Source organism: Bacillus sp. FSL K6-3312, from assembly GCF_038007485.1.
Lineage (GTDB): Bacteria > Bacillota > Bacilli > Bacillales > Bacillaceae > Bacillus > Bacillus pumilus.
This window is the reverse complement of record NZ_JBBOXI010000001.1, coordinates 412,228-436,641: the sequence shown is the minus strand read 5'-3', so window position 1 is coordinate 436,641 and position 24,414 is coordinate 412,228. Positions and strand designations below refer to the sequence as shown.

Sequence of the window (24,414 nt, the reverse complement as noted above, 5' to 3'; positions counted from 1 at the left end):
ACAATAACTTAATAACAGTTTGAAAATAACACTACCAAACCATATACTCCCTTTTTCAAACGGAAGAATCTTTAGTAAATATTGCATTTTTTTGGTTAGTGTGAAGGATAGTGTTACAATTAAATAAATAACTCCAGTGATAATAATGATCATATTAGTTAGACTAGAGAACAGAGAGTTTCTCAATTCGTTAGAAACTTCATCCCTATTTATAAAAATTTTATTTAATTCAGACATATTTAAATAGAAATACAAGATATACAAAGCTACGATAATACATAATAAAAGATATCTATTATGTTTTTTTTCGAAAATATTATTAGATAACAAGTTATGACAAATCTCATTAAGTAAGACTTTTGTTACGAGAAATGAATCCATCAATTTTTTCATAGTATTTTTGTAGTTCTCCATTATTTATTACTATCCCTTCAATATCTCCAACATTCTTAATAGTACTCAAGGTGCCTTTGCTAAGTAAATAGATATTAGCCTGTTCATTACGCATAATAAAATCCATATTATGTGAAATTAATATGAACTTTCTGAGTGCAGAGTATTTTTTTATTAAATACTCTGTCAATAGATAGCTTTCATAATCAAGTCCATTAAATACCTCATCTGCCAATACATATTCAACTTCTAAAGCTAAAGCAATACCTATTTGTAATTTCTTTTTCATTCCATAAGAATAATTGCTAATTTTTTCGTCTAAAAATGTTGTCAGATGATACATTTCGGTAATAAATTCAAATAATTTCTTGTTTACATCCTTATATCTCTTAAAAATAAAATCAGCATATTCGTTACCAGACAAATATTCAGGCAAATAAAAATCAGATGGTATATAGAACATTTTAAGTTTTGCTTCTTTTTCTTTTCTACTAACAGAATTAATTCTTATATCTCCTTTTTGAAAGGACGTTATATCGCATATACAATTTAGAAGTGTAGTTTTCCCCGATCCATTTACTCCAACAATGATGTCGATTCCTTTAGAATCAAACGTTATATTTAAGTTATTCAGAACAGGGTTACCATTATAGTTTTTTTCTAAGTCATTTATAGTGATCATTTTTATCATTCCTATATTTAAATAATAGAGATTTTGAAGAACAGCATATATACTAATTTATTTTGCGTTACAACCTATCCCGATATCCCAAACTCTTGGCCAATTCCACTTTACTTTACCTGAGAAACTGTAGCCTTTACTTGTACAATAAAATGCATAGGCACTGCCTGAAAGTAATGCTATTAAAATAATAACCCATACTATCCATTTATTTTGAATAACGTTCTTATGCTTTTCATTTAAATAAGATCCCATTTTATATAGACTAGACATTAATTTATTCTCAATTTTACTAATGACAAACACTTTATTCTCCCCTAATTGCTGTTCTCCAAAATACAAACTAATACTAATTTGTTTAAATGGAAAAAACAAGTTTATTTTACAATTTTAAGGTTATTTTAATCCATTACTCTTAAAATCACCGTTTTATCATCCTATTAATTTAATAATTATTAAGTTCATTAGATTGTGATTGAACTAACTTCAGTTGAATATGAAACTTTACCGAATGATTCTCATGAAAAAACACCTTCTGATTTATATCAGAGGTGTTCTTAAATATCCCATACTCATATATTTAGTGCTTCTTTTTGATCTTAAAACCGGATCTCATCATCTCCATGAATTTGCAGCTTAAGCAGTTCACTTTTCGCTTGATGCTTTTTCACATAGCGGTGATAGACGACATACCCAATGATCATGAGAGGGACGCCGACATATAATCCGATGCGCTGCTCCTGATCAAAGGCAAGGCTGATCAACACAATGGTGTTGAGAGTAATCGCAATAATCGGCAGCACCGGATAGAGAGGGGTTTTAAATTTTAAGTTTTCCAACTTTCCGCCTGCTTTCAGATATCTTCTGCGGAAAAGCATCTGTGATAATGTAATGGTGATCCAGCCAGTCTGGGCACTCATGCCGGCAATGGACACGATCCAGGCAAAAACTGTTTTCTCTGCAAAGAAACCGGATAATAGCGAAATCCCTGTAAACAGGAACGTGAGCAGTAAGGCATTCATCGGAATACCGCGCTGATTCACGCGTCTAAATGCTTTTCCTGCCATTCCTTCTTTCGATAAGGAATAGAGCATTCTCGTCGATGCATACAAGCCAGAGTTGGCAACAGATAATAAAGCGATGATAATGACAAAGTTCATGATATCTGCCGCAAAAGGAATGCCCGTTCTCTCAAATACAGTAACAAACGGACTTTGCAGCACACTCGCTTCCTTCCAAGGCACCATACCCGCTAAGACAAATATAGATAAGACGAAAAAGACGAGTGTACGCCAAACAGTCTGATGTATCGAACGAGGAACGGTTTTCTCAGGGTTTTCACTTTCTCCTGCCGCAATCCCGATCAGCTCTGTTCCTTGGAATGAAAAGTTCACGGTAATCATCGTGACCACAACGGCGAGCAATCCATTTGGAAACAGCCCATCACTCACAAAATGACTGAAGTAAGGGGCAGGTTCACCGCTCGTTGTTTCAATAAAACCAAACATCGCCGCTCCGCCTACACCTATAAAGAGTAAAATCGCAATGATCTTAATGGTTGAAAAGAAAAACTCCGACTCCCCGAACGCTTTCGCCGACCGGGCATTTAATAAGAAAAGACACAGTCCAAATATGAGACACCAAATCCACACATCCACTTGCGGGAGCCAGCGCCTCATCAGCTGTCCTGCTGATAAAAATTCAAGGGCGACCGTTGCTGCCCAGCCAAGCCAATAAATCCAGCCGACCGCAAAACCCGCTGCAGGGCTGACAAATTTCGTCGCATACGTATGAAACGACCCGGACACAGGAAGTGCAACCGACAGCTCTCCAAGACACAGCATGGTTAAATACATAATCAATCCGCCCACAATATAAGAAAGAACGGCTCCGACTGGTCCTGCTTGTCCAATCGTATAGCCCGTTCCTAAGAAAAAGCCTGTCCCAATGACACCGCCAAGTGAAATCATAAATAAATGACGGGAGGTCATCGCCCTTTTCAATTGCTCAGGCTGATTTTGTCCAACATCCACAATGATGCCCTCCTTCTTCTAAGATGATAACTTATCAAAACATGTCTCCATGTGATTCATTCCATTTTCAAAACAACCTACTAATTATACATCTTTTATAATAAATATGCTTCCTTCTATGGTCACTGTCTCAAAGTCTTTATTTTAGTAATGTTCGCACAAATAAAAGATGAAAGGCTTTGTAGACGAGAGAGGTTTGAAAGAAATGGGTTGCGGGCATAAAGTTGGTGAGATTCGCTCAAGCTAGTTTCAAATGCTTTACTTTTAGGTTGCTTCTCTGTAAGATCATATGTTGTAAATACCAACAAGAAAAGTGGGGAATAAAATGAAAAAAATGTTCTTTGCCATTATGTTAGGCGCTTGTGTTGCATTGATCACGGCATGTGGATCAGGTGCAAACGACAACGCGAACAAACAATCTGGGTCTAAGGAATCAGGTGACCTTTGGAAATCCGTTCAGGATAAAGGTGTTCTGACGATCGGAACTGAGGGTACTTATGCTCCTTTCACATTCCATGACAAAAAGACAGATAAATTAACTGGCTACGATGTAGAAGTCATCACAGAAGTAGCAAAACGTCTTGACTTAAAACCCGAATTCAAAGAAACACAATGGGACAGCATGTTTGCTGGACTGAATTCGAAACGTTTTGACGTGGTAGCGAACCAAGTTGGTAAAACTGGACGTGAAAATCAATACGAGTTCTCTGATAAATACACAACGTCTCAAGCCATTGTTGTGACAAAATCAGATAACAACGACATCAAGAAACTATCTGATGTAAAAGGCAAAAAAGCAGCACAATCATTAACAAGTAACTACAATAAACTAGCTACAGATGCTGGCGCTAAAATTGAAGGCGTTGAAGGTCTTGCACAATCGATTCAATTGATTCAGCAAGGACGTGCTGATCTGACGTTCAATGACAAGCTGGCTGTATTGAATTACTTGAAAACAAGCGGGAACAAAAACCTAAAAGTTGCATTTGAAACAGGAGATCCTCAAGAAACTTACTTTGCATTCAGAAAAGGCAGCGGCGAAGTCGTTGACAAAGTGAATGGCGCATTAAAAGAAATGAAAAAAGACGGTACACTTGCTAAGATTTCTAAGAAATGGTTTGGTGAAGATGTTACAAAGTAATACCCTAGGAGTCGTCATTCCTTGGGATCTTCTTCAGCAATCTTTTTGGCCAATGGTGATGCAGGGGATTTATTATACAATCCCCCTCGCCATCATTGCCTTTATTATTGGTATTTTCATCGCGCTTGTGACAGCTCTTGCTAGAATGTCTAAAATCAAAGCCCTCAGATGGATTTTTTCCATCTATGTGTCGGCCGTTCGTGGAACGCCGCTTTTTGTGCAATTGTTTATTATTTTCTATTTCTTTCCGACATTTAATATCACACTGGATCCATATCCAAGTGCCATTATCGCTTTTTCATTAAACGTAGGTGCGTATGCGTCTGAAATTATCCGTGCATCCGTCCTATCTGTTCCTAAAGGACAATGGGAAGCTGGTTATTCAATTGGGATGACGCATCGTAAAACGCTTGTCCGCGTGATTTTACCGCAGGCAGTACGTGTTTCGATTCCGCCGCTATCTAATTCATTCATTAGTTTGGTGAAGGATACATCTCTTGCCTCCCAAATCCTCGTAGCAGAGCTTTTCCGTAAGTCTCAGGAAATTGCTGCGGCGAACTTAGATCAGATCTTGTTCATTTATATGGAAGCAGCCCTAATCTATTGGGTATTCTGCTTCATTCTATCGCTCGTTCAGCACCAAATTGAAAAACGACTTGATCGATATGTCGCAAGGTAAGGAGGGAACGACATGCTAACAGTCAAAGGTCTTAAGAAATCCTTCGGTGAAAATGAGATTTTAAAGTCAATAGATTTTACGATCAACAAAGGGCAGGTTATCGCCATCCTTGGCCCATCAGGTTCAGGAAAAACAACGATGCTTCGCTGTTTAAATGCACTTGAAACACCAAATGGCGGCTCCTTAACCTTCGATGATTTCTCGATTGATTTTTCGAAAAAGAATAAATCAGCTGATCTGCTAAAGCTACGCCGGAAATCGGGAATGGTGTTTCAAGATTATCACCTGTTTCCACACCGCACTGTGCTTGAAAATGTGATGGAAGGTCCTGTCCAAGTGCAGCGCCGTCCAAAGGAAACAGTTCGAAAAGAAGCCATCCAGCTCTTGCAAAAGGTCGGTCTGGAAGATAAAAAGGATCTGTATCCATTCCAGCTTTCAGGCGGCCAAAAGCAGCGTGTCGGGATTGCCCGTGCACTTGCCATTCAGCCAGAGCTCATGCTTTTTGATGAGCCCACCTCTGCACTTGACCCTGAGCTTGTCGGGGAAGTCTTAAAGGTCATGAAGGATTTAGCGAAAGAAGGCTGGACGATGGCAGTTGTCACACATGAAATCAAGTTTGCCCAAGAAGTGGCGGACGAAGTGATTTTTATTGATGGCGGCGTCATCGTCGAACAAGGTCCTCCCGAAGAAATCTTCAAACGACCGAAGGAAGAACGAACAAAACAATTCTTAAACCGGATTTTGAATCCAGTATGATGAAAAAAGGCTGTTCTCACGTGATGAGAACAGCCTTTTTTCATATTTCTTTTTGCAGGCGAAGCGCCAGTAAATCTTGCAAGAGCAATCTCGCTCCCTCTGGACTGATAACGACTCCACCCGATAGCACTTTGTTGGAGCCTGTTACTTCCCCTGTAACGATACAAGGTTTATCCTGCCAATACGGCTTCATGACAATTTGGTCTTCTTCTCGATAAATCTCCATAAAATCGCGAGGATGAATTTTCAACCGTTTTCTTATATCTGTCGGAAGAACAATTCTTCCAAAGTTATCTATATATCTTACATAGTCTTGATTTAACAAATTGACCCCCTCCTGCATCTCTATAGATATAGGCGATTCCCTTTTTATCAAGGAATGAAGCGCTCTAATCGGTTAGTGAAAGGATAAGTTGCAGGCTGATCCAGTGGCTAAACACGCTTCCCATATATGATATATCTGTTTGGTGCAGGACCAATGAAAGAAAAAGGATAACATGTGGTGAGGATAAGTTCTTCCTTTCCCTGTTGCAATGTAATAATACTTTGATCATCTTTTTTCACAATCTTTGTTTTCTCAATTTCATAGGTAAATCGTCCATATGAAAGTTCAATGACGAGTTGATCCCCTTTCACCAGTTCTCCTGTTCGTCTAAACACAGTATCACGATGCCCAGATAAAACGATTTGTCCTTGTTCATTAGGTAAATAGCTTTCGTGATAATGACCAACGCCCTTTGCTAAATCCTCCGCTTCTGTTCCTTCTACAATTGGTAACTCAGCATTTAACTTTGGAATGTGCAAGAGCCCAATGGTTTCACCAGCCTTCGGGACAAGAGGGGAATCTGTTTGCCCCTTTTGCTGGATGGCTGCTTGGGCAGACTGGAAAGATTGATCTACTTGCCTTTGCCCATCAACAATCCTCATATATCCTATAATCACAAGACAAATACCTGCTGAAATCAATAGCGTTGAGATGATTTTTTGAAACATGGACAATTATTCGTTTCTTTTTCTTCTTTTCCATACAATAAGGGATGCACCTATTAGCACAAGTGCAAATCCTGCTAGTAAAAGGTTGTACATCGCTGTTGCTGTATTCGGCAGGTGATGTCCGGGTGTGTCCGGGTTTGACCCAGAAGGCTGCTCTGGATGTTCAGGCACCTCTGGCACATGCGGTGGTTCTACCGTTGTGGAGTTTTCAGGTTTGTCTGGTTCGTCAACATTCTCACCCTTCACAACTGCGATATTTTGAATGGTTTTACCTTCATATCCTTTAGCGACCTTCGCTTCAAAAGTAATCGTATGCCAGTCCGTATCTTTGATATCGCCAAATTGACCGGTTACTGTGCCTTTTGTGTAGTCTCCGTTGTCGTCATCTTTTGCATCTGTGACGGCTTGCCCATCTACTTTTAATGACCCTTCGACATACTCAAGACCTTCTGGCAATTGATCTGCGATGACTAAATCTTTGATAACACTGTCTTCTACACTATTTTTTGCTTTGATCGTGTAAAGAAGGGTGTCGCCTACCTGAACTTGTTTTTCATCTTTATTTCCTTCTGCTTTTTGAGAGATCTCAGATGTTTTTTCCGATTCAAGCTTTGGATCTCTTGGATCAATTTTTGTTTCGGTTGTCGGCTCATCTGGTGGTGTGTTTTCGCCTGTTACTTTCGCTGTGTTTTGAATGCTTTTATCCGCTTGGCCTTTAGCGACCTTCGCTTCAAAAGTAACTGTATGCCAGTCCGTGTCTTTGATATCACCAAATTGACCGGTTACTGTGCCTTTTGTGTAGTCTCCGTTGTCATCATCTTTTGCATCTGTGACAGCTTGTCCATCTACTTTTAATGATCCTTCGACATATTCAAGACCTTCTGGCAGTTGATCTGCGATCACTAAATCTTTAATAACACTGTCTTCTACACTATTTTTTGCTTTGATCGTGTAAAGAAGGGTGTCGCCTACTTGAACTTGTTTTTCATCTTTATTGCCTTCTGCTTTTTGAGAGATTTCAGATGTTTTTTCCGATTCAAGCTTTGGATCTCTTGGATCAATTTTTGTTTCGGTTGTCGGCTCATCTGGCGGTGTGTTTTCGCCTGTTACTTTCGCTGTATTTTGAATACTTTTATCCGCTTGTCCTTTAGCGACCTTCGCTTCAAAAGTAATCGTATGCCAGTCCGTGTCTTTGATATCGCCAAATTGACCGGTTACTGTGCCTTTTGTGTAGTCTCCGTTGTCGTCATCTTTTGCATCTGTGACAGCTTGTCCATCTACTTTTAATGATCCTTCGACATATTCAAGACCTTCTGGCAGTTGATCTGCGATGACTAAATTTTTGACGATGCTGTCTTCTTCAAGATTCTTTGTTTTGATCGTATAAAGAAGGGTATCTCCTACCTGTGGTGTCTTTTCATCTGTGTTTCCTTCTGCTTTTTTCTGAATGCTCGCTGCCTTTTCTGATGATAGTTTTGGTTCACGTGGGTAAATTTCTGTTTTCGTAGTTGGATCATCTGGCGGCGTGTTTTCACCTGTTACTTCGGCAGTGTTTTGAATGTCTTGACCAGACTGTCCCTTTTCAACTGTGACTTCAAACGTCACGGTATGCCAGTCCGTGTCCTTCACATCACCAAAATAACCCGTGACCTTTCCATCTGTGTAGTCACCGCTATCGTCGTCTTTCACATCTGTGACGGATTCTCCATCAATTTCAAGAGACCCAGCAACATACTCCAGCCCTTTTGGCAATTGATCTGAGATGACTAGATTTTCAATAAGGCTGTCTTCTATCGTGTTTTTTGTTTTAATCGTATAAAGCAGGGTATCGCCTACTTCTGGATGCTTCTCATCTTTGTTACCTTCTGCTTTTTTCTGCAAGACGGCTGATTTTTCTGATTCAAGCTTTGGATCACGCGGATAGATTTCTGTTTTTGTTGTTGGATCGTCTGGTGGTGTATTTTCACCTGTGACACTCGCTGTATTTTGAATGTCTTTACCAGACTGTCCTTTTTCAACCGTCACTTCAAACGTCACGGTATGCCAATCTGTATCCTGAATGTCACCGAATTGTCCTGATACGGTTCTGTTTGTGACATCCCCATTGTCTTGATCTTGCTCATCTGTCACCGCTTGTCCGTCTACCTCAAGTGAATTCGGCACATATGCTAATCCTTCTGGCAGTTCATCTGAGATCACTAAGTTTTTAACGAGACTGTCTTCTATCGTATTCTTTGTTTTAATCGTATAAAGAAGTGTATCACCGACCTCTGGATGCTTCTCATCTGTATTACCATCTGCTTTTTTCTGCAAGACGGCTGATTTTTCAGAAGTCAGCTTCGGGTCACGAGGATAGATTTCTACATTCGTTGTCGGCTCGTCTGGCGGTGTGTTGCCGCTTGTGACATTGGCTGTATTTTGAATGTCTTTGCCTGCCTGACCTTTTTCAACTGTGACTTCAAATGTCACGGTATGCCATTTCGCATCTTTCACGTCACCGAACGTTCCAGTGACAGTTCCGTCTGTCATATCACCGTTATCATCATCTTTTGCATCTGTGACTGGATTTCCATCTACCTGAAGTGAATTTGGTACATATGATAACCCTTGAGGTAACTTGTCAGAAATCACAAGATCTTCAATGAAGCTGTCTTCAACAGTGTTACGGGCTTGAATGGTATACAGCAATGTGTCGCCTACTTCTGGGTGCTTCTCATCTGTATTACCATCTGCTTTTTTCTGTAAGACCGCTGATTTTTCTGATTCAAGCTTTGGATCACGAGGATAAATTTCTATGTTTGTTGTTGGTTTGTCTGGCGGTGTGTTTTCCCCTTTGACATTGGCTGTATTTTGAATATCTTTGCCAGCTTGACCTTTTGCTACTTTCGCTTCAAATGTCACGGTGTGCCATTCGGTGTCTTTCACATCACCTATTTGACCTGTAACAGTGCCGTTTGTATAATCACCTTTGTCTTGATCCTTTGCATCTGTTACGCCTGCGCCATCCACCTTAAGTGAGCCTGGAATATAGGCTAAGCTGCTCGGAAGGTTATCTGATATGATCAGATTTTTAAGAATGCCGAATTGCACCGTATTTTTGGCTCTAATTGTATAAAGCAACGTGTCTCCTACTTCTGGATGCTTCTCATCAGTGTTTCCTTCTGCTTTTTTCTGTAAAGTAACAGACTTTTCTGATTCAAGGTTAGGTGGGAATGGATCAAATTCTGGCTTTACCCGTGATGCTAAGTCGTAAGATAATGAATTACCTGCAATGCCAATATATTTTGTACTTAATGATTTTGCATCAAGTGTAAAAAGAGTAGAATGGCCTATAGATGCATCTTTACCTGATTGTAATAGCATTTGTCCATTTGGCAAAAAGCTAATTCCTCGTACGCCTCCCTCAATAGGTTTACCATCTGCATTTGTGATTGGAATCACTCGAATTACTTCAGCTGTATCAGGATTCATTTGTGCAATGGCGCCACTTCCATTTGATGCGAACCAAAGATAGCCATCCTTATCGACTACAAGGTCTCCGCCAACGCCAGAGCCGATGTCATAGCCGACAATTTTTTTAGACGTTTTTTGACCGGTCGTTAAATCGTATGATCCAAGGAAGTATTCACCACCCGAAGCATAAGAATGTAAATATTTACCTTTGTAGATGACAGCATTCGACGCAGCATACGAACCTCCAGCTAATACGCCTACACTCTGAGCTTGTCCTGTCGTCGGATCTATTTTATAAAGAACAGGTTCTCCAGTTGCTGTCGTCGTTGCATACACAAAATTTTGCTGATCATTAACTGCAACACCGTTGACTAAAGTGCTCGGAATCCCCTTCACCGGCACACTAGCCTTTACGCTGGTTGGATTATTCCCATCAAGCTGATAAAGGGTCATTGGAAGACCTTGGCCACTTTGGCCAATCATGTAGGAATCTGTATTATTGACAACCACCGTTCCAGCGGCTTTCGTAACAGCTGGTGAGACTGTTAATAAATTTCCAGCAATCAGCACCAATATAAGAAATAATTGACTCGTTCTTTTTAATATGTTCATTCTTTGACATCCCCTTTCCATGCTTCAGATCATAATGGTATGTACCAGTTCACCTCCCACACTTTGGTAAAGAATATCAATAATATTTCAAAAGCCTCAACATGACTAAATGACTATTTTCGACAAAAATAGATATTTAGAACTATATACCTCTCAACGATTGATTCGCTTATGTCTTTCCAATAAATTAACCTTTTTCCATCTCAAATTTCATCATCTATCTATCTTTACAAACAGGTCTTATGATGGGAATCACATACAATCCTTTCTATTTAAAGATAAATATTCTTTTATTGGGTGACGATTAATTTTTTGTTAATATATATAGAATTTTTTTCTTTTTTTATTAAAAAAAGGGAATGATTGGTTCGCTTTGTTAAAAAAAACAAGCCGAAAGTCTTGCTGCTTGTTTTGATGTTTTGACTTTTACGATGCGAAAAAATTCTTTTTATAAGTAAGCGATTACAATTGAGCAAAGCCATTTAAAGGGGCGTGGGAGTATGTTACGATTGAATTCGAGTGTTTAAGAAAGAAGGGAAAGCTTTTGAAGCGGGAACATCTTTTACGTTGGTTTTTTTATTTTGTTGGATTAATCGTATTAGCTTTTGGACTATCGCTGACAGTGAAAGGAAAGATTCTTGGGATTGGTCCTTGGGACGCTTTCCACTACGGACTGTTTCAGCACTTTGGACTTACGATTGGACAATGGTCCATCATTATTGGTGCACTGATTGTGACACTAACATCTGTTTTTACGAAATCATTTCCAAAGATCGGCGCATTACTGAACATGGTGCTGATTGGTATGTTTATAGATTTCTTTAATGCGGTATTGCCTGCACCACATGGGTATTTACCCGCTTTATATGTGTTTATTACGGGCGTTGTGGTTTCAGGGTATGGTGTAGGCATTTATGTCTCAGCAAATCTTGGCGCTGGGCCAAGGGATTCATTAATGCTGCTCATCTCAGCAAAAACAGGGTTGAACGTGCAGTGGGTTCGAAATGGCATTGAGTTAACAGTGCTTTTATTTGCATGGATGCTCGGCGGGCCGATTGGCGTTGGCACGATTCTGACGGCTATTTTCACAGGTCTCGTCCTTCGATTCTCCTTGCCGCAATCGACACGGCTCTTGCAGCTGCTTATTACGAAAACAGCAGAGAAACCTGTTCAGACGCTTATCCGATAAGAACAAGCCATTCTACGAAAAGAATGGCTTTTCTTGTGTTGAAAAGAATAAACGGAATATTATATTATTTGAGATGAGACCTCATGCAGCTTTTCCACTATCATTACTGGACACCATTTGTTGAAGAGACCGAGCAGACGTATCGCTTGTTAGGCTTTGAAGTAAAGGCGCGTTTCACAAAGGATGGCTCCTTTCATCCGCCGCTCACATGGGATGATGTTAGAGAAGAGTAGCCGACCTTTCGAATCGTCGAAATGAGAAAGGGACAAATGAATATCACATTCGGTTAAAGTAAAAAAGTCCTTTCTGATCATACAGGCTTAGAATGCAGCGTGGCTTGCTGTCACTTTGTGCTTTGATTGTATAGGATTTCCCTTTTGTACGGCTCTCTCCAATGGTACAATCAATGTAAAAAATTAGAGGTTCATTATGAAGATTTTCGCTATCCAATTACAACATTTAGATGACATCCATGCACGAGAACAAATCGAGCAATTGAAACCCTTTGTTTCAGCTGAAAAGCGTGCTGCGGCTGAGCGTTTTCGCTTTTTGGTCGATGCAAGAAGGACTTTGTTAGGTGAGGTGCTGGTTCGTCAAATGATCCATAGTATGTACGATCTGCCTATTGATCAGATCGTTTTTCAAACAGAGGGCAATGGCAAGCCTGTCGTCCGGCACATTCCTTCTTTTCATTTTAATCTTTCTCACTCTGGTGATTGGGTCGTATGCGCAATAGATGATGCACCCGTTGGTATTGATATTGAGGAGATCAAACCGATTGATCTAGCGATTGCTAAACGATTTTTTTCAGCAGATGAGTATGAAGATTTACTTTCACAACCGGCAGAACGGCAGGAAGCCTACTTCTTTCATTTATGGTCAATGAAGGAGGCCTTTATCAAGCTGACTGGAAAGGGATTATCTTATGGTCTTTCGTCCTTTACAGCCCACCTGTCAGAGGATGGACAGGCGACGCTTGCATTACCTGATCATGAAGCGCCCTGCTTTGTTCAAACATACTCACTCGATCCTGCCTACCAAATGGCGGTGTGTACACGAAAGCCTTCTGCGGCTGAACGTGTAGAGATACTCTCTTGCCGTGATGTGCTGTCTCGTCTTTAATATCGCCCAATTTGCTGAAATGCTGTCTTTAACAAATCGACTCCACGTGTGATTTGTTCTTCTTTCACATGCCAAATGTTCAACTGAAGAATAGAGTCTTTTTGAAAGGTCGACAGATAATGGCGGTCGATTGACTGAATGGAAACAGATGCCTTTTTCAGCTGCTGAATGAGCTGGTTCGTCGGAATTGACCGATCGAGACGTACATGTGTATGAGTAGCTGGCTCCTCTTCTCCTAGTTGATAAGCGATTTGATCGCTTTTCAGGCATGTCACTAGTTGTTTGGATCGGTTGCGATAGGTTGTCTGCATTCTGTCTCGATGCCGTTCAAACATCCCGCTTTTTAAATATATTTCTAAGGCTGCCTGTGACAGCATGGAGCTGTCGATGTCAATGAGCCGTTTGTGTTCGCTAAAAGGTCTAATCAGTTCCTCAGGTAAGACGACCGCTCCTGTTCGAAGTCCTGGAAAGATGATCTTGGAGAAGCTTTTTAAATAAATGACCTTACCCGCCTGATCGTACGAATAGATCGGGTCTCTTTTTGCATCGAATTCTAAATCGGCTATATAATCATCTTCAACGATATAGACATCATATTTCTCGGCAAGAGCTGCAATCGCTCTTTTCTCCAGTTTTGACAAGCTCGTTCCAAGCGGGTTTTGAAATCTTGGCATCGTATAGAAAAAACGAATCTCCTCTTCTCGAAAGATGCGCTCCAATTCCTGAAGGTCAATTCCCTTTTCCGTCCGCTGAATCCCCATCACAGGCAGTTGATTTTTTTCTAAATATTGAAGGTATAGGTGATAGCCTGGCTGTTCGACTAGTATGGTCTGTTTGCCATTCGGAAAAGGGATGGTGCTTAAAATAGATAACGCCAGTTGAATACCAGAAGTCATAACGATCTGTTCTGGATTTGCAAACACTTGATAATCCATTAATCGCTGAGAAATGACTGGTAGCAGCGAGGGTAATCCGTTGGCTGTGCCGTATATAAACAAGTCATTTTGATACAAATCGATCGCTTGGTTAATGCAGTGCTGGAAATCAACATATGGAAACACGACGGGATCAGGTGCAGATGAAGCAAAATCAATCCATGTGCTATCCTGTTTCCCCGCTGACTGCTTCGTTTTCACGACATAATAGCCGCTTCTTTCTACAGAATAAAGCAGATGTTCATGTTCCAATGTGTCTAGTGCTTTGATGACAGTGCTTTTACTCACTGCATATTGAGCCGCCAAACGGCGAATGGAAGGGATCTTCATGCCAGCATTGTATTCACCAGACGTCATCTTCTCTTTTAAGCTGAGAACAAGCTGATCATATTTCCTCACACCACTTCCTCCTTGTACCGGTACAGATATCATGTTCTCTTATTGTACACCTTAGATGATCCGATTACGATAGAAGAACAGAACCGGTCAATTCATCCGAAGCATGCATGCTCGTATAAGGAGTCAAATTGTGGACATTTCAAAACAGAAAGCGTATGCTGCCGCGATAGGCTACGCCACGATCATTGGTTTTTCATTTTTGTTTGTCAAAATTGCATTAGAATCAGCAAACCCGATCGATTTATTGGCACACCGCTTTACAGTTTCTTTTGCAGCCGCACTATTGCTGTATCCATTTTTACGAAAGAAAATCCGCCTCTCCATTCAATGGCGAGATCTTCTCTACATCGTACCGTTTTCCTTGCTTTATCCTGTGTTGTTTTTTGCTTTTCAAGTATGGGGGCTGATGTATACCTCTTCGTCAGAGGCTGGTATTATTCAGGCAACGATTCCTATTCTGACAATGGTGCTTGCCGCGTGGTTTTTAAAGGAACGCGCGACATGGATACAAGTGCTGTTTACCATTCTTTCTGTGTGCGGGGTGATGCTTCTCTTTGTCATGAAGGGAATTGATGTGAAGCATTCACACATGATCGGCTATGGACTGATATTGCTTTCTGCCTTATCATCCAGTGCATACAGTGTATTTGCCCGGGTGATTACACGGCGCTTCCATGTGATTGAACTCACCTTCGTGATGACATTCTTTGGATTTGTCTTCTTCAATGCCACTGCGCTCATCCGGCATTCAGTAAACGGGACAATGCCGCAATTTTTCAGCCCATTTACACAACCATCCTTTGTATGGTCAATGCTCTTTTTAGGCATTCTTTCTTCACTTCTCACGGCATATTTATCAAACTATGCCCTCTCTCAGCTTGAAGCGGCAAAGGTCAGCATCTTTAACAATTTATCTGCGTTTATTACAGTCGCCGCTGGGGTCCTCATTTTACATGAAACAATCGATTGGTATCATCTCATCGGAGGTGTACTGGTCATTGGCGGAGTGATTGGCGGGAATGTGGTGAAAAAGCGGAATTCATAAGAAAAAGCGGTCCCTTTAAGGAGGACCGCTTTCTTTTAAAGTTTCATTAATTGTTGTTTAGCTGCAAGGTCGATCACATGTCTCATCTGTTCTGCGAAGGGCTCGAGGTGTGTGTTGATATACATGTGCCCTCCTTCGAAATTGGTGCGTTCGATGGTTTTTGCCCATGGCAGCCAGCCGTTTGCATCTTGCATGCATTTTTCATCTTGTGTTCCATTGAATAAATAAACAGGTGTTTCGATGATGGATTGATCTTTGTGTTGGAAGGTTTCCAGCGCCTGATAGTCTGCACGTAAGGACGGCGTAAAGTAATCCATCATTGGTTTGTTCTCTAATAATTCCTTTGGAATCCCGCCCATTTCGGCAATATGCTGAACAAATGCTTCATTCGATAAATGGGTCAGGATCTGTCGTTTTGTTTGCGGCGGCTGAATGGCTGAGATCACGACTGCTGCAGGATCAATTCCTTCCTTTTCTAACAGCTGCGTCAGTCTATACACAACGAGTCCTCCCATAGAATGTCCGAACAGGATAAACGGGCGGTTCAAGTTGCCCGAGAGCCCTTCTTTGTATAGCTCAGCCAATCGGTCAATGCTCGTTTCGAGCGGCATGAGATTGGTTCCATGCCCTGGGGGCTCTGCTGCTGTTACTTCGGCAGTGCCTTTTAGCTGTTCAAAAAGCGGGCGGTACGAGGCGGAATAACCGCCTGCAAAAGGAAAACAAATAAGTTGAATAAGATCTGATTTTTTTTCAAAGGTTTTAAATAAATGATTCATACGTTCTTACCCCTTTATCATCGTTTGAAGAATTCGTGCCAGTTCATCCGCCTGCGGCCTTTTCATCATGGTGACATGGTCTCCTTTGATGTGATAATACGAGCACGGTCCTTTCGTATAAGCCTCCCAGTCTGAGAACTTCTTCTGGAAATCAATGGCGTGATCACTGCTTTTTACAATATAAAACGGCACACCGAATGGTTCTTTTTCTAATTCAATGGCTTGTGACATGATTGTATTGTGCGTTTGCATTTGCAAATATTTATCTAAATACTGATCATTCATAAATTGATGAACCACTTCATCCTTTTCTGCCTCTTTGAGTATTTTTTGCTTCACTTCTTGGAAGCTCAGCCCTTGTAATGCTTCTGGCTGAATGCCGACGAGATTCCCCATTCCAAGGACAAGCGCAAGCATTTTCACTTCTTCTTCGTTCATATCCGCATGGAGCGCCTGATCTGCCTCATCTCTTAACACCGGGACCGTATCTAAAATGATGAGTCCTTTCGGCGCTTTTCCTGCATGGCAGAGCCGCTGATTCATTCCGTAGGCAAGGTGCCCGCCCATTGAATGCCCTGCTAGATAGTCAACACCAGGTCGATAGAAGGTCTCAATGGCTTCAACAAATATGGACACAAGCTCTGTGTAATGGAGGAATTGCGGTTCTTCATCCTCATATAAGCCAGGAGACTGCAAGGCGTACACAGCGCCTTGATGTGTCATCAGCTTAGCCACATCGATATAGCCCATTACCGTTCCACCGGCAGGCGGTGCAAAGAAAATCCTCGGCTCGGCTGGATCGCCTTTTTTCAGCTCAATCACGTAGTCCTTTGGAGACCTTTCGACGTGCTCCCCGGCCTCTGGCATTGCATCCACATGTGCGGCTAGCTGAGCCGGTGCTGGATGCATGAAAATCCATTTCGGATCCACACGAATCCCCTGTTCTTTTAATTTGGCAACGGCTTGGATACTCATAATTGAATCACCGCCTAAATCAAAAAATGAGTCATGTATGCCTACTTGTTTGACACCAAGCACGTCCTTGAAAGCTGTGACAATCAACTGCTGTGTTTCGGTGACTGGTTTGTCATCTCCTTGAGAAAGAGAGATCGTTTCTGCCGGGTCTGGCAGTGCTTTTTGATCAACCTTTCCGTTTGTTGTAACTGGCATTTCGTCCAGAACGATAAAGTAACTTGGAATCATGTAGCCTGGCAGGCTTTCCTGTAAAAATGCTTTCCAGCCTGGAACAGGATTCGCTCCGTCTGTGACAAGGTAGGCCGCCAGCCGTTTTGAGCTGCCATACGTTTTGGCGATGACTGTACATTCTTTTACTTGTGGATGCTTGAGGAGAGCTGTCTCTATTTCTCCACATTCAATCCGGTAGCCTCTAATTTTCACGAGGTTGTCTTTTCGGCCGAGATATTCAATGGTGCCATCTGAACGCCATGTACCAAGATCACCTGAACGATATAGCCTGTCTCCCCCTAGTTCAGGGAATGGATTGTCTATAAACCGTTCATGCGTCCGCTCTGGATCATGAAGGTAGCCTTTTGCGAGCCCTGTGCCGCCGATATAAATTTCTCCTTTGACGCCTGCTGGCACTGGGTTAAGCGCATCATCTAGTATGACGACAGTTGAATTCGATACTGGGACACCAATCGGAACTGACCTTGCTCCCTCTGGCATGTGCGTGACTTGATGTGTTGTGGCTAAGGTCGTGTTTTCTGTTGGGCCGTAAGCATTGATGAGTACACCCTCCATATGCGGCAGTGCCTTTCGTGCATGCTCACTAGACATTGCTTCTCCGCCAACGAGTAATGTGCGGTAGCCTGCTACACTTTTTGGATCGTGCTCCACCAGCCGATTGAATAAAGCAGTTGGCAGACAGTTGGCTGTCACTTGATGCACTTTGATCAGCCGTGATAATTCTTCCATATTCAGTGCGGCATATTTCGGAATCAGAATGAGCTGACCGCCATTCAGCAGCATTCCCCACAACTCAAATGTAAAGGCATCAAAAGCATAGTTTGAGAGCTGAAGCATCTTATCATCTGGACCTAGTTTCATATAGTTTGTTTCTCGAACCAGACGGACAACTCCTGCATGGGGGAGCATGACGCCTTTTGGTGTACCTGTTGAGCCTGATGTGTAGTTGACATAGGCTAACTGGTCTTCTCCAATGATTGATTGTTCTCTTTGATACACTGCATCTGTTACTGGTAATGGCTTGTCCATCTCAATCTTTGTACCTGTAAAGTCTACTAGACGCTCTATTAAATGAGACTGAGTGATGATCACATCACTTTGCGTATCGCGAACAATGAGGCGGATTCGCGCATCTGGATATTCTGGTGACATTGGAACATATGCAGCACCAGATTTGACGATGCCTAGCACTGAGACAATCATGTCAAAGGAACGATCAAAAAGCATCGGTACAAGTGAACCTGGTCCAACTCCTTTTGACTGCAAGTAAGCAGCAAGCTGTGTTGCCTTCTCATCCAACTCTTGATACGTCATGTGCTCTTCCAAATAAGACAAGGCAATGCGGTGCGGATCACGCTGCACCTGTTCTTCAAACAGCTCTTGAATGGTCCGTTTTGGATATGGCGTAGCCGTTTGGTTTTTCCCTATGATCATCGCAGCCTGTTCCGCTTTGTCCATTAAGCAATAATCAGAAAATGTACGTTCAGGCTGAGCTGTCATACCATCTAGCAGATGAAGATAATAATTCATATAACGATGAATGGTCTCTTGATCAAATAAATCTGTATTGTATTCCACATGGATCGACAGCTGATCCCCCTGTTCAAATACATGTAGGGTGAGATCAAATTTAGACACTGTATGATGAACCATCACATGTTCACTTGTCAGCCCTTTGAGATTGACATGGAGCGAATCTGTTACATAACCCATGGCCACTTGGAAAATAGGCGATCGACTTAAATCTCTATCTAATGAAAGATCATCGACAAGCTTATCAAATGGATAACGCTGATGCTCGAAGGCTTTTAATGTCATCTCCTTCACGTTTTCCATGACATCAGCAAACGTATCTGCTGTGGAGATATCCTGTCTCAGCGCGAGTGTATTCACAAACATTCCAACAAGCTTCTCTGATTGCTTGGCACCTCGCCCTGCGATCGGCGAACCAATGATGATATCTGTCTGTCCTGACAGCTTGTGAAGCAGGACGTAGTACGCCGACAGCATCGTCATAAACAGCGTTGTGCCCTGCTGCTTGGACAAAGCCTGCAAACGGCGGATAAGCGTATCTTCCAAGACAATTTGCTCTGTAGCGCCGTTAAATGTTTGAACTGGCGGACGAGGACGGTCAAACGGCAGCTCTAACACCGGAAGATCACCTTGTAAATGATCGAGCCAATAGGCTTGGTCTACTTGATGATGCATTACTTGCTCATTTTCCCAATGAACATAATCTGTCCACTCAATTTCCAGCGCTGGGAGCTGCGGCGCTTCATCTGCAAGAAGCCCGTCATATGCCACTTCTAACTCCTGAATGAGCAGACTGAGCGACCATGCATCTGAAATGATATGGTGCTGCGCGCAAAGAAGATAAAATTCTTCATTGCCCATATCCACAATCGTCCACTGCGCAAGAGGCCCTCTTTCTAAATCATAAATGCGGTTCGCTTCTTGCTGAATAAGTTGCTTAAGTCTTCTCGTTCTTGTTTTTTCATTAAATAATGAGAAGTTCGCAACAGTGACGGATGGCGGAAGGTCTTCACGTATCAGTTGAACCGGCTTGCCGCCAAGCGATTGAAAGGTTGCACGCAGTGCTTCATGACGTTTCGTCAAGAGGCCAATCGCTTTTGTTAACGCTTGAATGTGCAGTTGTCCTGTCAACTTCCAAGCACCTAATATATTGTAATGATGGCTCTTTTCTAATGTGGATAAGAACCAAATACGCTTCTGAGCATGTGACAGCTCATAGCTTGTTCGCTTTTCCAGCTTTGGAATATTGGCTTCCTGAACAGCCGGTGCCTCTTTGATGTCATCCACCATTTGCGCCAAATGTGCCAGATGCTTGCTTTCAAATAATATTTTTAAAGGCGCCTTGATTGAAAACTCATGATTGATCCGAGAAATGGTTTGAGTCGCCTTTAATGAATGTCCGCCAAGGTCAAAGAATTGATCCTCTTTGTACACACGATCAACGTCTAAAATGTCCTCCCATATGGCAGCAAGCATTTGCTCTGTTTTCGTTTCAGGCAATTGTTTTTCAAGGGGTTGTCCATTTTTGTGATGATTCAGCTTAAGGGCTTCATGATCAATAGAGCCATCTAGTTTTTTCGGTATTTCCTGTACTTGCTGAATATCCCAGTCACCTTTTGTTCCACCTGCCATATCTTCAACATGCACTTCTTTGCCAGACTGAACCGTGTAAAAAAGCTTTTTCTCAAAAGTCGGTATTGGCGCTGGCTGAAGATACGCTGCGATTTCTGGATTGGCTCCGTCTAGGCCGATAAATAGATGCGCTTCATTCAGCCTAGCACCTAGACAGAATGAATGGAGACCTTGCTTCTTTCCAATCAATTGAAATCCCTTGCGAACGGTAAGGGCTGCGCTGGTATGTCCCTTAGACAAACCAAGATTATCCCACATGCTAAAGTTTAAAGAGATCGCCCGTCTTCCTTCATGAAAGGTGAGCGTGTGCGCAAGTCCATCTAAAAAGCTGTTGGCCGCAGAGTAAGCCCCGAATGTTGTACCGCCAAAAAAGCCATTTACTGATCCAAAGAAGACGAGTGGTACTGCCGGGTCATGCTTGAAGGCTTCCTGCAGGACAAACGCTCCGTCCGCTTTCCCTGACAGTTCCTTTGTAAAATCCTCTTCTGACGTATGCGCCAATGTATACTTATCTGTATGCTGAAAATGCTCAGACACATTGCCAGCACCGGCTAAATGCAGCACACCCCGGATGGTTTGACCAAAATGTTTTTCTGCTTTGTAAATCGCCCGCTCTACATCAGCTAAATCGGTCACATCCGCTTGTACATAGATGACGTCACCAAGGTCTTTTAGCTGTGAGAACGCTTCTTTCTTTTCCAAACTGTCTTCCAAAGAAGTCCTTCCAATCAATACAAGCTTTAGGCCAAATTGAAGCATCTGCTTAGATAGTTCAAACCCAATACCGCCGAGTCCTCCGGTCAGCAAATAAAGACCTTCATATTCTAAAAACCCTTCTGTTTGAGGTGCTTTCATCACATCGACTTTTTCCAACTTTGGTACGAGCCTGTGCCCTTTTCGGTATGCCACCTCTGCTTTTATATGAATCACCGACAGCTCATCAGCAATGTGCTTTGCATCCTGTTCCACTTGCTCCGCTTCAATATCAATATGGGACACCTCTGCTCCTTCCCATTCTTGCGGGATGGTTTTTAATAAGCCAACGAGCGACGTTTTCTCCACATGGAGATCGTCTTCAGGGCTTACATATTGACCACCCTTTGTCACTACAACAAGCCGGACAGACTCTTTGTTCTCTTGCCTCCACGCTTGATACAAGTACAAAATCGATTGATTGGACCTCGCATGCATTTCTGTGAACTGCGCAGGCTCAACAATGGCTTCTTTGTCTGTCACATTCCACAAATGGAGTATGCACCCTGTCTTTAATTCATCTGCTTCAAGAGCTGCAACGAGCCTGACATAATCCCCCTTGATTCTCGGGTTCATCTGGTACATCCCTTTGGACAGACGCAAAAATTCATGTCCTTTTTTCACAGAAACATAGGGCTGATTTCTTTGTTCGAATTGGGCGTAAAGTGATTGGTAAAGCCCTTTTTCATCCTCGAAAACGAGTACATGATCAGCAGCAGGCTGAGACGGACCAATATGTTCCTTTGCCCAAGTGCGTTTGAAAAACCAATCTGGTAGTGTTTGTTCATTGTCAGAAGCAAGATCCAGTGCCCTTTCAATGTCACGGAATACCCCTTCTTTTAGCGCCGCGCCTAACTGAGCACGTTGGATCTTTCCACTTTCTGTTTTCGGAAATTGGTCTTTTTTCACTGGAATGATGTGATCGGGCTCTATGCCAATTTTACGAATGATGGCCTCTCTAATCTGCTGAATCATCGTGATTTGTTCCTCTATCGATTCCTTTTGTGTGACAAAGAAGACGGCAAGCGTGTCGTTGCTTGATTCGGGATTGTAGATGCCGTACGCAGCGGCAAAGGTGACTTCCACCCCGTCTACCTCTTCCACAACTGCTTCAATTTCGTAATTCAAATAGTTGGCTCCGTTGATGACGATGATGTCCTTTTCCCGGCCTGTCAGAACAAGACGCCCTTCGTGGATAAATCCTAAATCCCCCGTGTGAAACCAGCCATTTTCCGCAAATACCTCTTGATTGGCTTCCTCATTTTGATGATACCCCATCATAATCGTCGGACTCTTCACCTGCAAACGGCCGACCTGATCTTCTGGGAGCACATGATGATGCTCGTCTACAATCCGAATCCATACAGACGGAATCGGTACACCGACTTCTGTAAACGTCATTTTGTGCGGATGATCTTGCGCCACGTATTGAATGTCACCTGTTAACGAGGTCTGATCAATCGTCAGTTGTCCATCCTGATCACCATGCCGCATGAATTTCTTTGATTGAACAATGGCTGAGGATGTTTCAGACATGCCGTACGCCGGCACCATCGCATGATGGCTTAATCCGTGCTGGCCCATCATATGCATGAAGCGCTGCGTCACTTTTGGCACAACCGCTTCGGCTGCATTCATGATATAAATCAGTGTGGAGAGATCCCAGCTCCCCTTGCGAATGTCGTCCTCATATTCATTCATCATCGCAAAAGCAAAATTCGGTGCCCATGTCCTTGTGACGCCGTATGTTTCTACCCAATCCAGCCACACCATCGGCCGCTCGATAAATTGATCGATGGATGGACTAATCTGCTGGCAGCCAAGGTAGACGTCATGCACATGAAACATGACAATGCCTCCTACATGATCAAGCGGCATCCAGTTAAGCGACACATCCTCATGCGTAAAGCCATTTGTCTGCTCAAAGGAGATGATTCGAGATAAAATACTTTGATGGTTGTGACGAATACACTTAGGCACACCCGTACTTCCTGAAGAGAGCAGCTGAAGAACAGGCTCATCCGGCTCTGGCTCATAATGCTGTTCATCCGGTTCACACGCAAGCAATGTTTCTACTGTTAAAATAGGTATTTCTTTTGCCTCAAATGTCTCACGCAGCCCAGCAATGTCCTCAGCACTTGCTTCGTTTGTAATAATGAACGGTTCATTTTGCAGCTGAAACACGCCCTTGAGCTTGTTCACTCCTTGATTCATCTCATCATAAACAGGCGGCACAGAGACTGGAGTCGGAATGATGCCACCGAGAATACAGCCCCAAAACACAGTGATGAAATCGTGATGATCTTTCAATTGAAGTAACACTTGATCGCCGTTTGTCAGCCCTGCTTTCCTTAAACCAGACAGAACCCGTTCTGCGTTTGTGAGTAACTCAGGATAGGTTTGGGTCAACGTGCGCCCGCCTTCTGTGATATATGTCACCCCGCGGTCAGGTGACATAAAGGCTGATCGAATCAACACCTCTGTCAGTGTGACAGGTGTGCCTGGTTTTTTGATGACATCCCCGCCATACACAAGTGCAGGCGGCTTTTCATGAGCGGATGCTTGCTTTGTTTCACCCTCTTCATCCTTCGAGATCGATACGTTCCCTTGCACACGCTGCCGATTAGGAAACAGATCATCTAGGTGATAAGGCGTTTGTTTTTCTGTCTGACTTTCAATGAGAGCAGCCGCTTCCTCTACTCCATCTATAGCTTTCGTACGATCTTCTATCTTTCTCAAACTCTCTTCATCAATGATGTCAATCGAAAGCAGTGCTTCTGTATCGACAGCTCCACTTTCTGCCCTTGGCAAGGAAGGCAATAAGACGAGAGCGGCTGGCACTTCATCAGGGTGAAGCGCGCCTGTCATCAGATCCTCTCTTGTTAGCGAAGGGGCCTTCGCCTGTGCAAATAGCACAAGCGAGAGGCTTCCTTCTTCATTTTTCTTCGGGATGAGTACACATTCCTTTAGCGGAAAATGCAGCATCATGACCTGTTCTAATGCTTTGAGATCGATTCGTTTTCCGTTGATTCTGACGATATGATTTGCTGCATGTCCTTTTCTTCTGCTCATTAACATCGTT

General features: G+C 42.5%; 16 protein-coding genes. 7 read left to right on the top strand and 9 right to left on the bottom strand.

Features of this window, described 5'->3' with window-relative positions:
* Window positions 1–346: 346 nt before the first annotated feature.
* The 3 genes from MHI11_RS02125 to MHI11_RS02115 all read right to left on the bottom strand — a co-directional run bounded on the left by MHI11_RS02125 (window position 347) and on the right by MHI11_RS02115 (window position 3,108).
* Window positions 347–1,075 carry an ATP-binding cassette domain-containing protein gene (locus MHI11_RS02125; protein ID WP_044140490.1) on the bottom strand — a complete coding sequence of 243 codons (729 nt, stop codon included), beginning with the start codon at window positions 1,073–1,075 and terminating at the stop codon, window positions 347–349.
* 57 nt (window positions 1,076–1,132) lie between these two features.
* Window positions 1,133–1,381 carry a hypothetical protein gene (locus MHI11_RS02120; RefSeq protein ID WP_340960306.1) on the bottom strand — a complete coding sequence of 83 codons (249 nt, stop codon included), beginning with the start codon at window positions 1,379–1,381 and terminating at the stop codon, window positions 1,133–1,135.
* A gap of 293 nt (window positions 1,382–1,674) precedes the next feature.
* Window positions 1,675–3,108: an amino acid permease gene (locus tag MHI11_RS02115; RefSeq protein ID WP_080772978.1), complete on the bottom strand. Its 1,434-nt coding sequence runs from the start codon at window positions 3,106–3,108 to the stop codon at window positions 1,675–1,677.
* A gap of 325 nt (window positions 3,109–3,433) precedes the next feature.
* On the opposite strand from MHI11_RS02115, the gene tcyA reads away from it, so the two are divergent.
* Genes tcyA through MHI11_RS02100 form a run of 3 tightly spaced genes read left to right on the top strand, consistent with a single transcriptional unit; the run spans window position 3,434 to window position 5,684 of the window.
* Complete coding sequence (gene tcyA / locus MHI11_RS02110; protein WP_265208775.1) at window positions 3,434–4,249, top strand: cystine ABC transporter substrate-binding lipoprotein TcyA; 816 nt, start codon at window positions 3,434–3,436, stop codon at window positions 4,247–4,249.
* The gene (locus MHI11_RS02105; protein ID WP_034325166.1) at window positions 4,236–4,928 is read left to right on the top strand and encodes an amino acid ABC transporter permease; all 693 of its coding nucleotides are present in this window, start codon (window positions 4,236–4,238) and stop codon (window positions 4,926–4,928) included. Before tcyA ends, MHI11_RS02105 begins: the two co-directional genes overlap by 14 nt.
* Before the next feature lie 12 nt (window positions 4,929–4,940).
* Window positions 4,941–5,684: an amino acid ABC transporter ATP-binding protein gene (locus MHI11_RS02100; RefSeq protein ID WP_034325164.1), complete on the top strand. Its 744-nt coding sequence runs from the start codon at window positions 4,941–4,943 to the stop codon at window positions 5,682–5,684.
* 40 nt (window positions 5,685–5,724) lie between these two features.
* Here MHI11_RS02100 and MHI11_RS02095 read toward each other — a convergent pair whose 3' ends face one another.
* The 3 genes from MHI11_RS02095 to MHI11_RS02085 all read right to left on the bottom strand — a co-directional run bounded on the left by MHI11_RS02095 (window position 5,725) and on the right by MHI11_RS02085 (window position 10,742).
* On the bottom strand, window positions 5,725–6,009 hold the full coding sequence (locus MHI11_RS02095) for an AbrB/MazE/SpoVT family DNA-binding domain-containing protein (RefSeq protein WP_050945487.1): 285 nt from the start codon (window positions 6,007–6,009) through the stop codon (window positions 5,725–5,727).
* A gap of 107 nt (window positions 6,010–6,116) precedes the next feature.
* Window positions 6,117–6,677, bottom strand: coding sequence for a class D sortase (locus MHI11_RS02090; RefSeq protein WP_340962281.1), 561 nt, complete (start codon window positions 6,675–6,677; stop codon window positions 6,117–6,119).
* A gap of 6 nt (window positions 6,678–6,683) precedes the next feature.
* Window positions 6,684–10,742 carry an isopeptide-forming domain-containing fimbrial protein gene (locus MHI11_RS02085; RefSeq protein WP_340960305.1) on the bottom strand — a complete coding sequence of 1,353 codons (4,059 nt, stop codon included), beginning with the start codon at window positions 10,740–10,742 and terminating at the stop codon, window positions 6,684–6,686.
* A gap of 544 nt (window positions 10,743–11,286) precedes the next feature.
* Here MHI11_RS02085 and MHI11_RS02080 point away from each other — a divergent pair.
* The 3 genes from MHI11_RS02080 to MHI11_RS02070 all read left to right on the top strand — a co-directional run bounded on the left by MHI11_RS02080 (window position 11,287) and on the right by MHI11_RS02070 (window position 13,053).
* Window positions 11,287–11,931 carry a YczE/YyaS/YitT family protein gene (locus MHI11_RS02080; protein WP_044140485.1) on the top strand — a complete coding sequence of 215 codons (645 nt, stop codon included), beginning with the start codon at window positions 11,287–11,289 and terminating at the stop codon, window positions 11,929–11,931.
* Between the two features lie 83 nt (window positions 11,932–12,014).
* A complete protein-coding gene (locus tag MHI11_RS02075) occupies window positions 12,015–12,164 on the top strand; it encodes a hypothetical protein (RefSeq protein ID WP_260564554.1) in 150 nt (49 codons plus the stop codon).
* Window positions 12,165–12,360: 196 nt separating this feature from the next.
* The gene (locus MHI11_RS02070; protein WP_185108304.1) at window positions 12,361–13,053 is read left to right on the top strand and encodes a 4'-phosphopantetheinyl transferase family protein; all 693 of its coding nucleotides are present in this window, start codon (window positions 12,361–12,363) and stop codon (window positions 13,051–13,053) included.
* Here MHI11_RS02070 and MHI11_RS02065 read toward each other — a convergent pair.
* Complete coding sequence (locus tag MHI11_RS02065; protein WP_268453420.1) at window positions 13,050–14,387, bottom strand: aminotransferase-like domain-containing protein; 1,338 nt, start codon at window positions 14,385–14,387, stop codon at window positions 13,050–13,052. The two genes, MHI11_RS02070 and MHI11_RS02065, sit on opposite strands and share 4 nt — an antisense overlap.
* A 127-nt stretch (window positions 14,388–14,514) precedes the next feature.
* Between MHI11_RS02065 and MHI11_RS02060 the strand changes: the two genes are divergently transcribed.
* Window positions 14,515–15,432, top strand: a complete 918-nt coding sequence (locus MHI11_RS02060) for a DMT family transporter (protein ID WP_372706119.1) — start codon at window positions 14,515–14,517, stop codon at window positions 15,430–15,432.
* A gap of 35 nt (window positions 15,433–15,467) precedes the next feature.
* Here the strand turns inward: MHI11_RS02060 and MHI11_RS02055 are convergent, their stop codons facing one another.
* Window positions 15,468–16,208: a thioesterase II family protein gene (locus MHI11_RS02055; protein ID WP_065098784.1), complete on the bottom strand. Its 741-nt coding sequence runs from the start codon at window positions 16,206–16,208 to the stop codon at window positions 15,468–15,470.
* 6 nt (window positions 16,209–16,214) lie between these two features.
* Window positions 16,215–24,410 (bottom strand): amino acid adenylation domain-containing protein, encoded by an 8,196-nt coding sequence (locus MHI11_RS02050; RefSeq protein WP_340960304.1) that lies wholly within the window; start codon window positions 24,408–24,410, stop codon window positions 16,215–16,217.
* Between the last annotated feature and the right edge of the window lie 4 nt (window positions 24,411–24,414).

What these genes read in the sequence shown, in the direction of transcription:
- MHI11_RS02125 (WP_044140490.1), bottom strand. Translation starts at nt 1,075, where the DNA reads ATGATCACTATAAATGACTTAGAAAAAAACTATAATGGTAACCCTGTT.
- tcyA (WP_265208775.1), top strand. Translation starts at nt 3,434, where the DNA reads ATGAAAAAAATGTTCTTTGCCATTATGTTAGGCGCTTGTGTTGCATTG.
- MHI11_RS02105 (WP_034325166.1), top strand. Translation starts at nt 4,236, where the DNA reads ATGTTACAAAGTAATACCCTAGGAGTCGTCATTCCTTGGGATCTTCTT.
- MHI11_RS02100 (WP_034325164.1), top strand. Translation starts at nt 4,941, where the DNA reads ATGCTAACAGTCAAAGGTCTTAAGAAATCCTTCGGTGAAAATGAGATT.
- MHI11_RS02090 (WP_340962281.1), bottom strand. Translation starts at nt 6,677, where the DNA reads ATGTTTCAAAAAATCATCTCAACGCTATTGATTTCAGCAGGTATTTGT.
- MHI11_RS02085 (WP_340960305.1), bottom strand. Translation starts at nt 10,742, where the DNA reads ATGAACATATTAAAAAGAACGAGTCAATTATTTCTTATATTGGTGCTG.
- MHI11_RS02075 (WP_260564554.1), top strand. Translation starts at nt 12,015, where the DNA reads ATGCAGCTTTTCCACTATCATTACTGGACACCATTTGTTGAAGAGACC.
- MHI11_RS02070 (WP_185108304.1), top strand. Translation starts at nt 12,361, where the DNA reads ATGAAGATTTTCGCTATCCAATTACAACATTTAGATGACATCCATGCA.
- MHI11_RS02055 (WP_065098784.1), bottom strand. Translation starts at nt 16,208, where the DNA reads ATGAATCATTTATTTAAAACCTTTGAAAAAAAATCAGATCTTATTCAA.
- MHI11_RS02050 (WP_340960304.1), bottom strand. Translation starts at nt 24,410, where the DNA reads ATGTTAATGAGCAGAAGAAAAGGACATGCAGCAAATCATATCGTCAGA.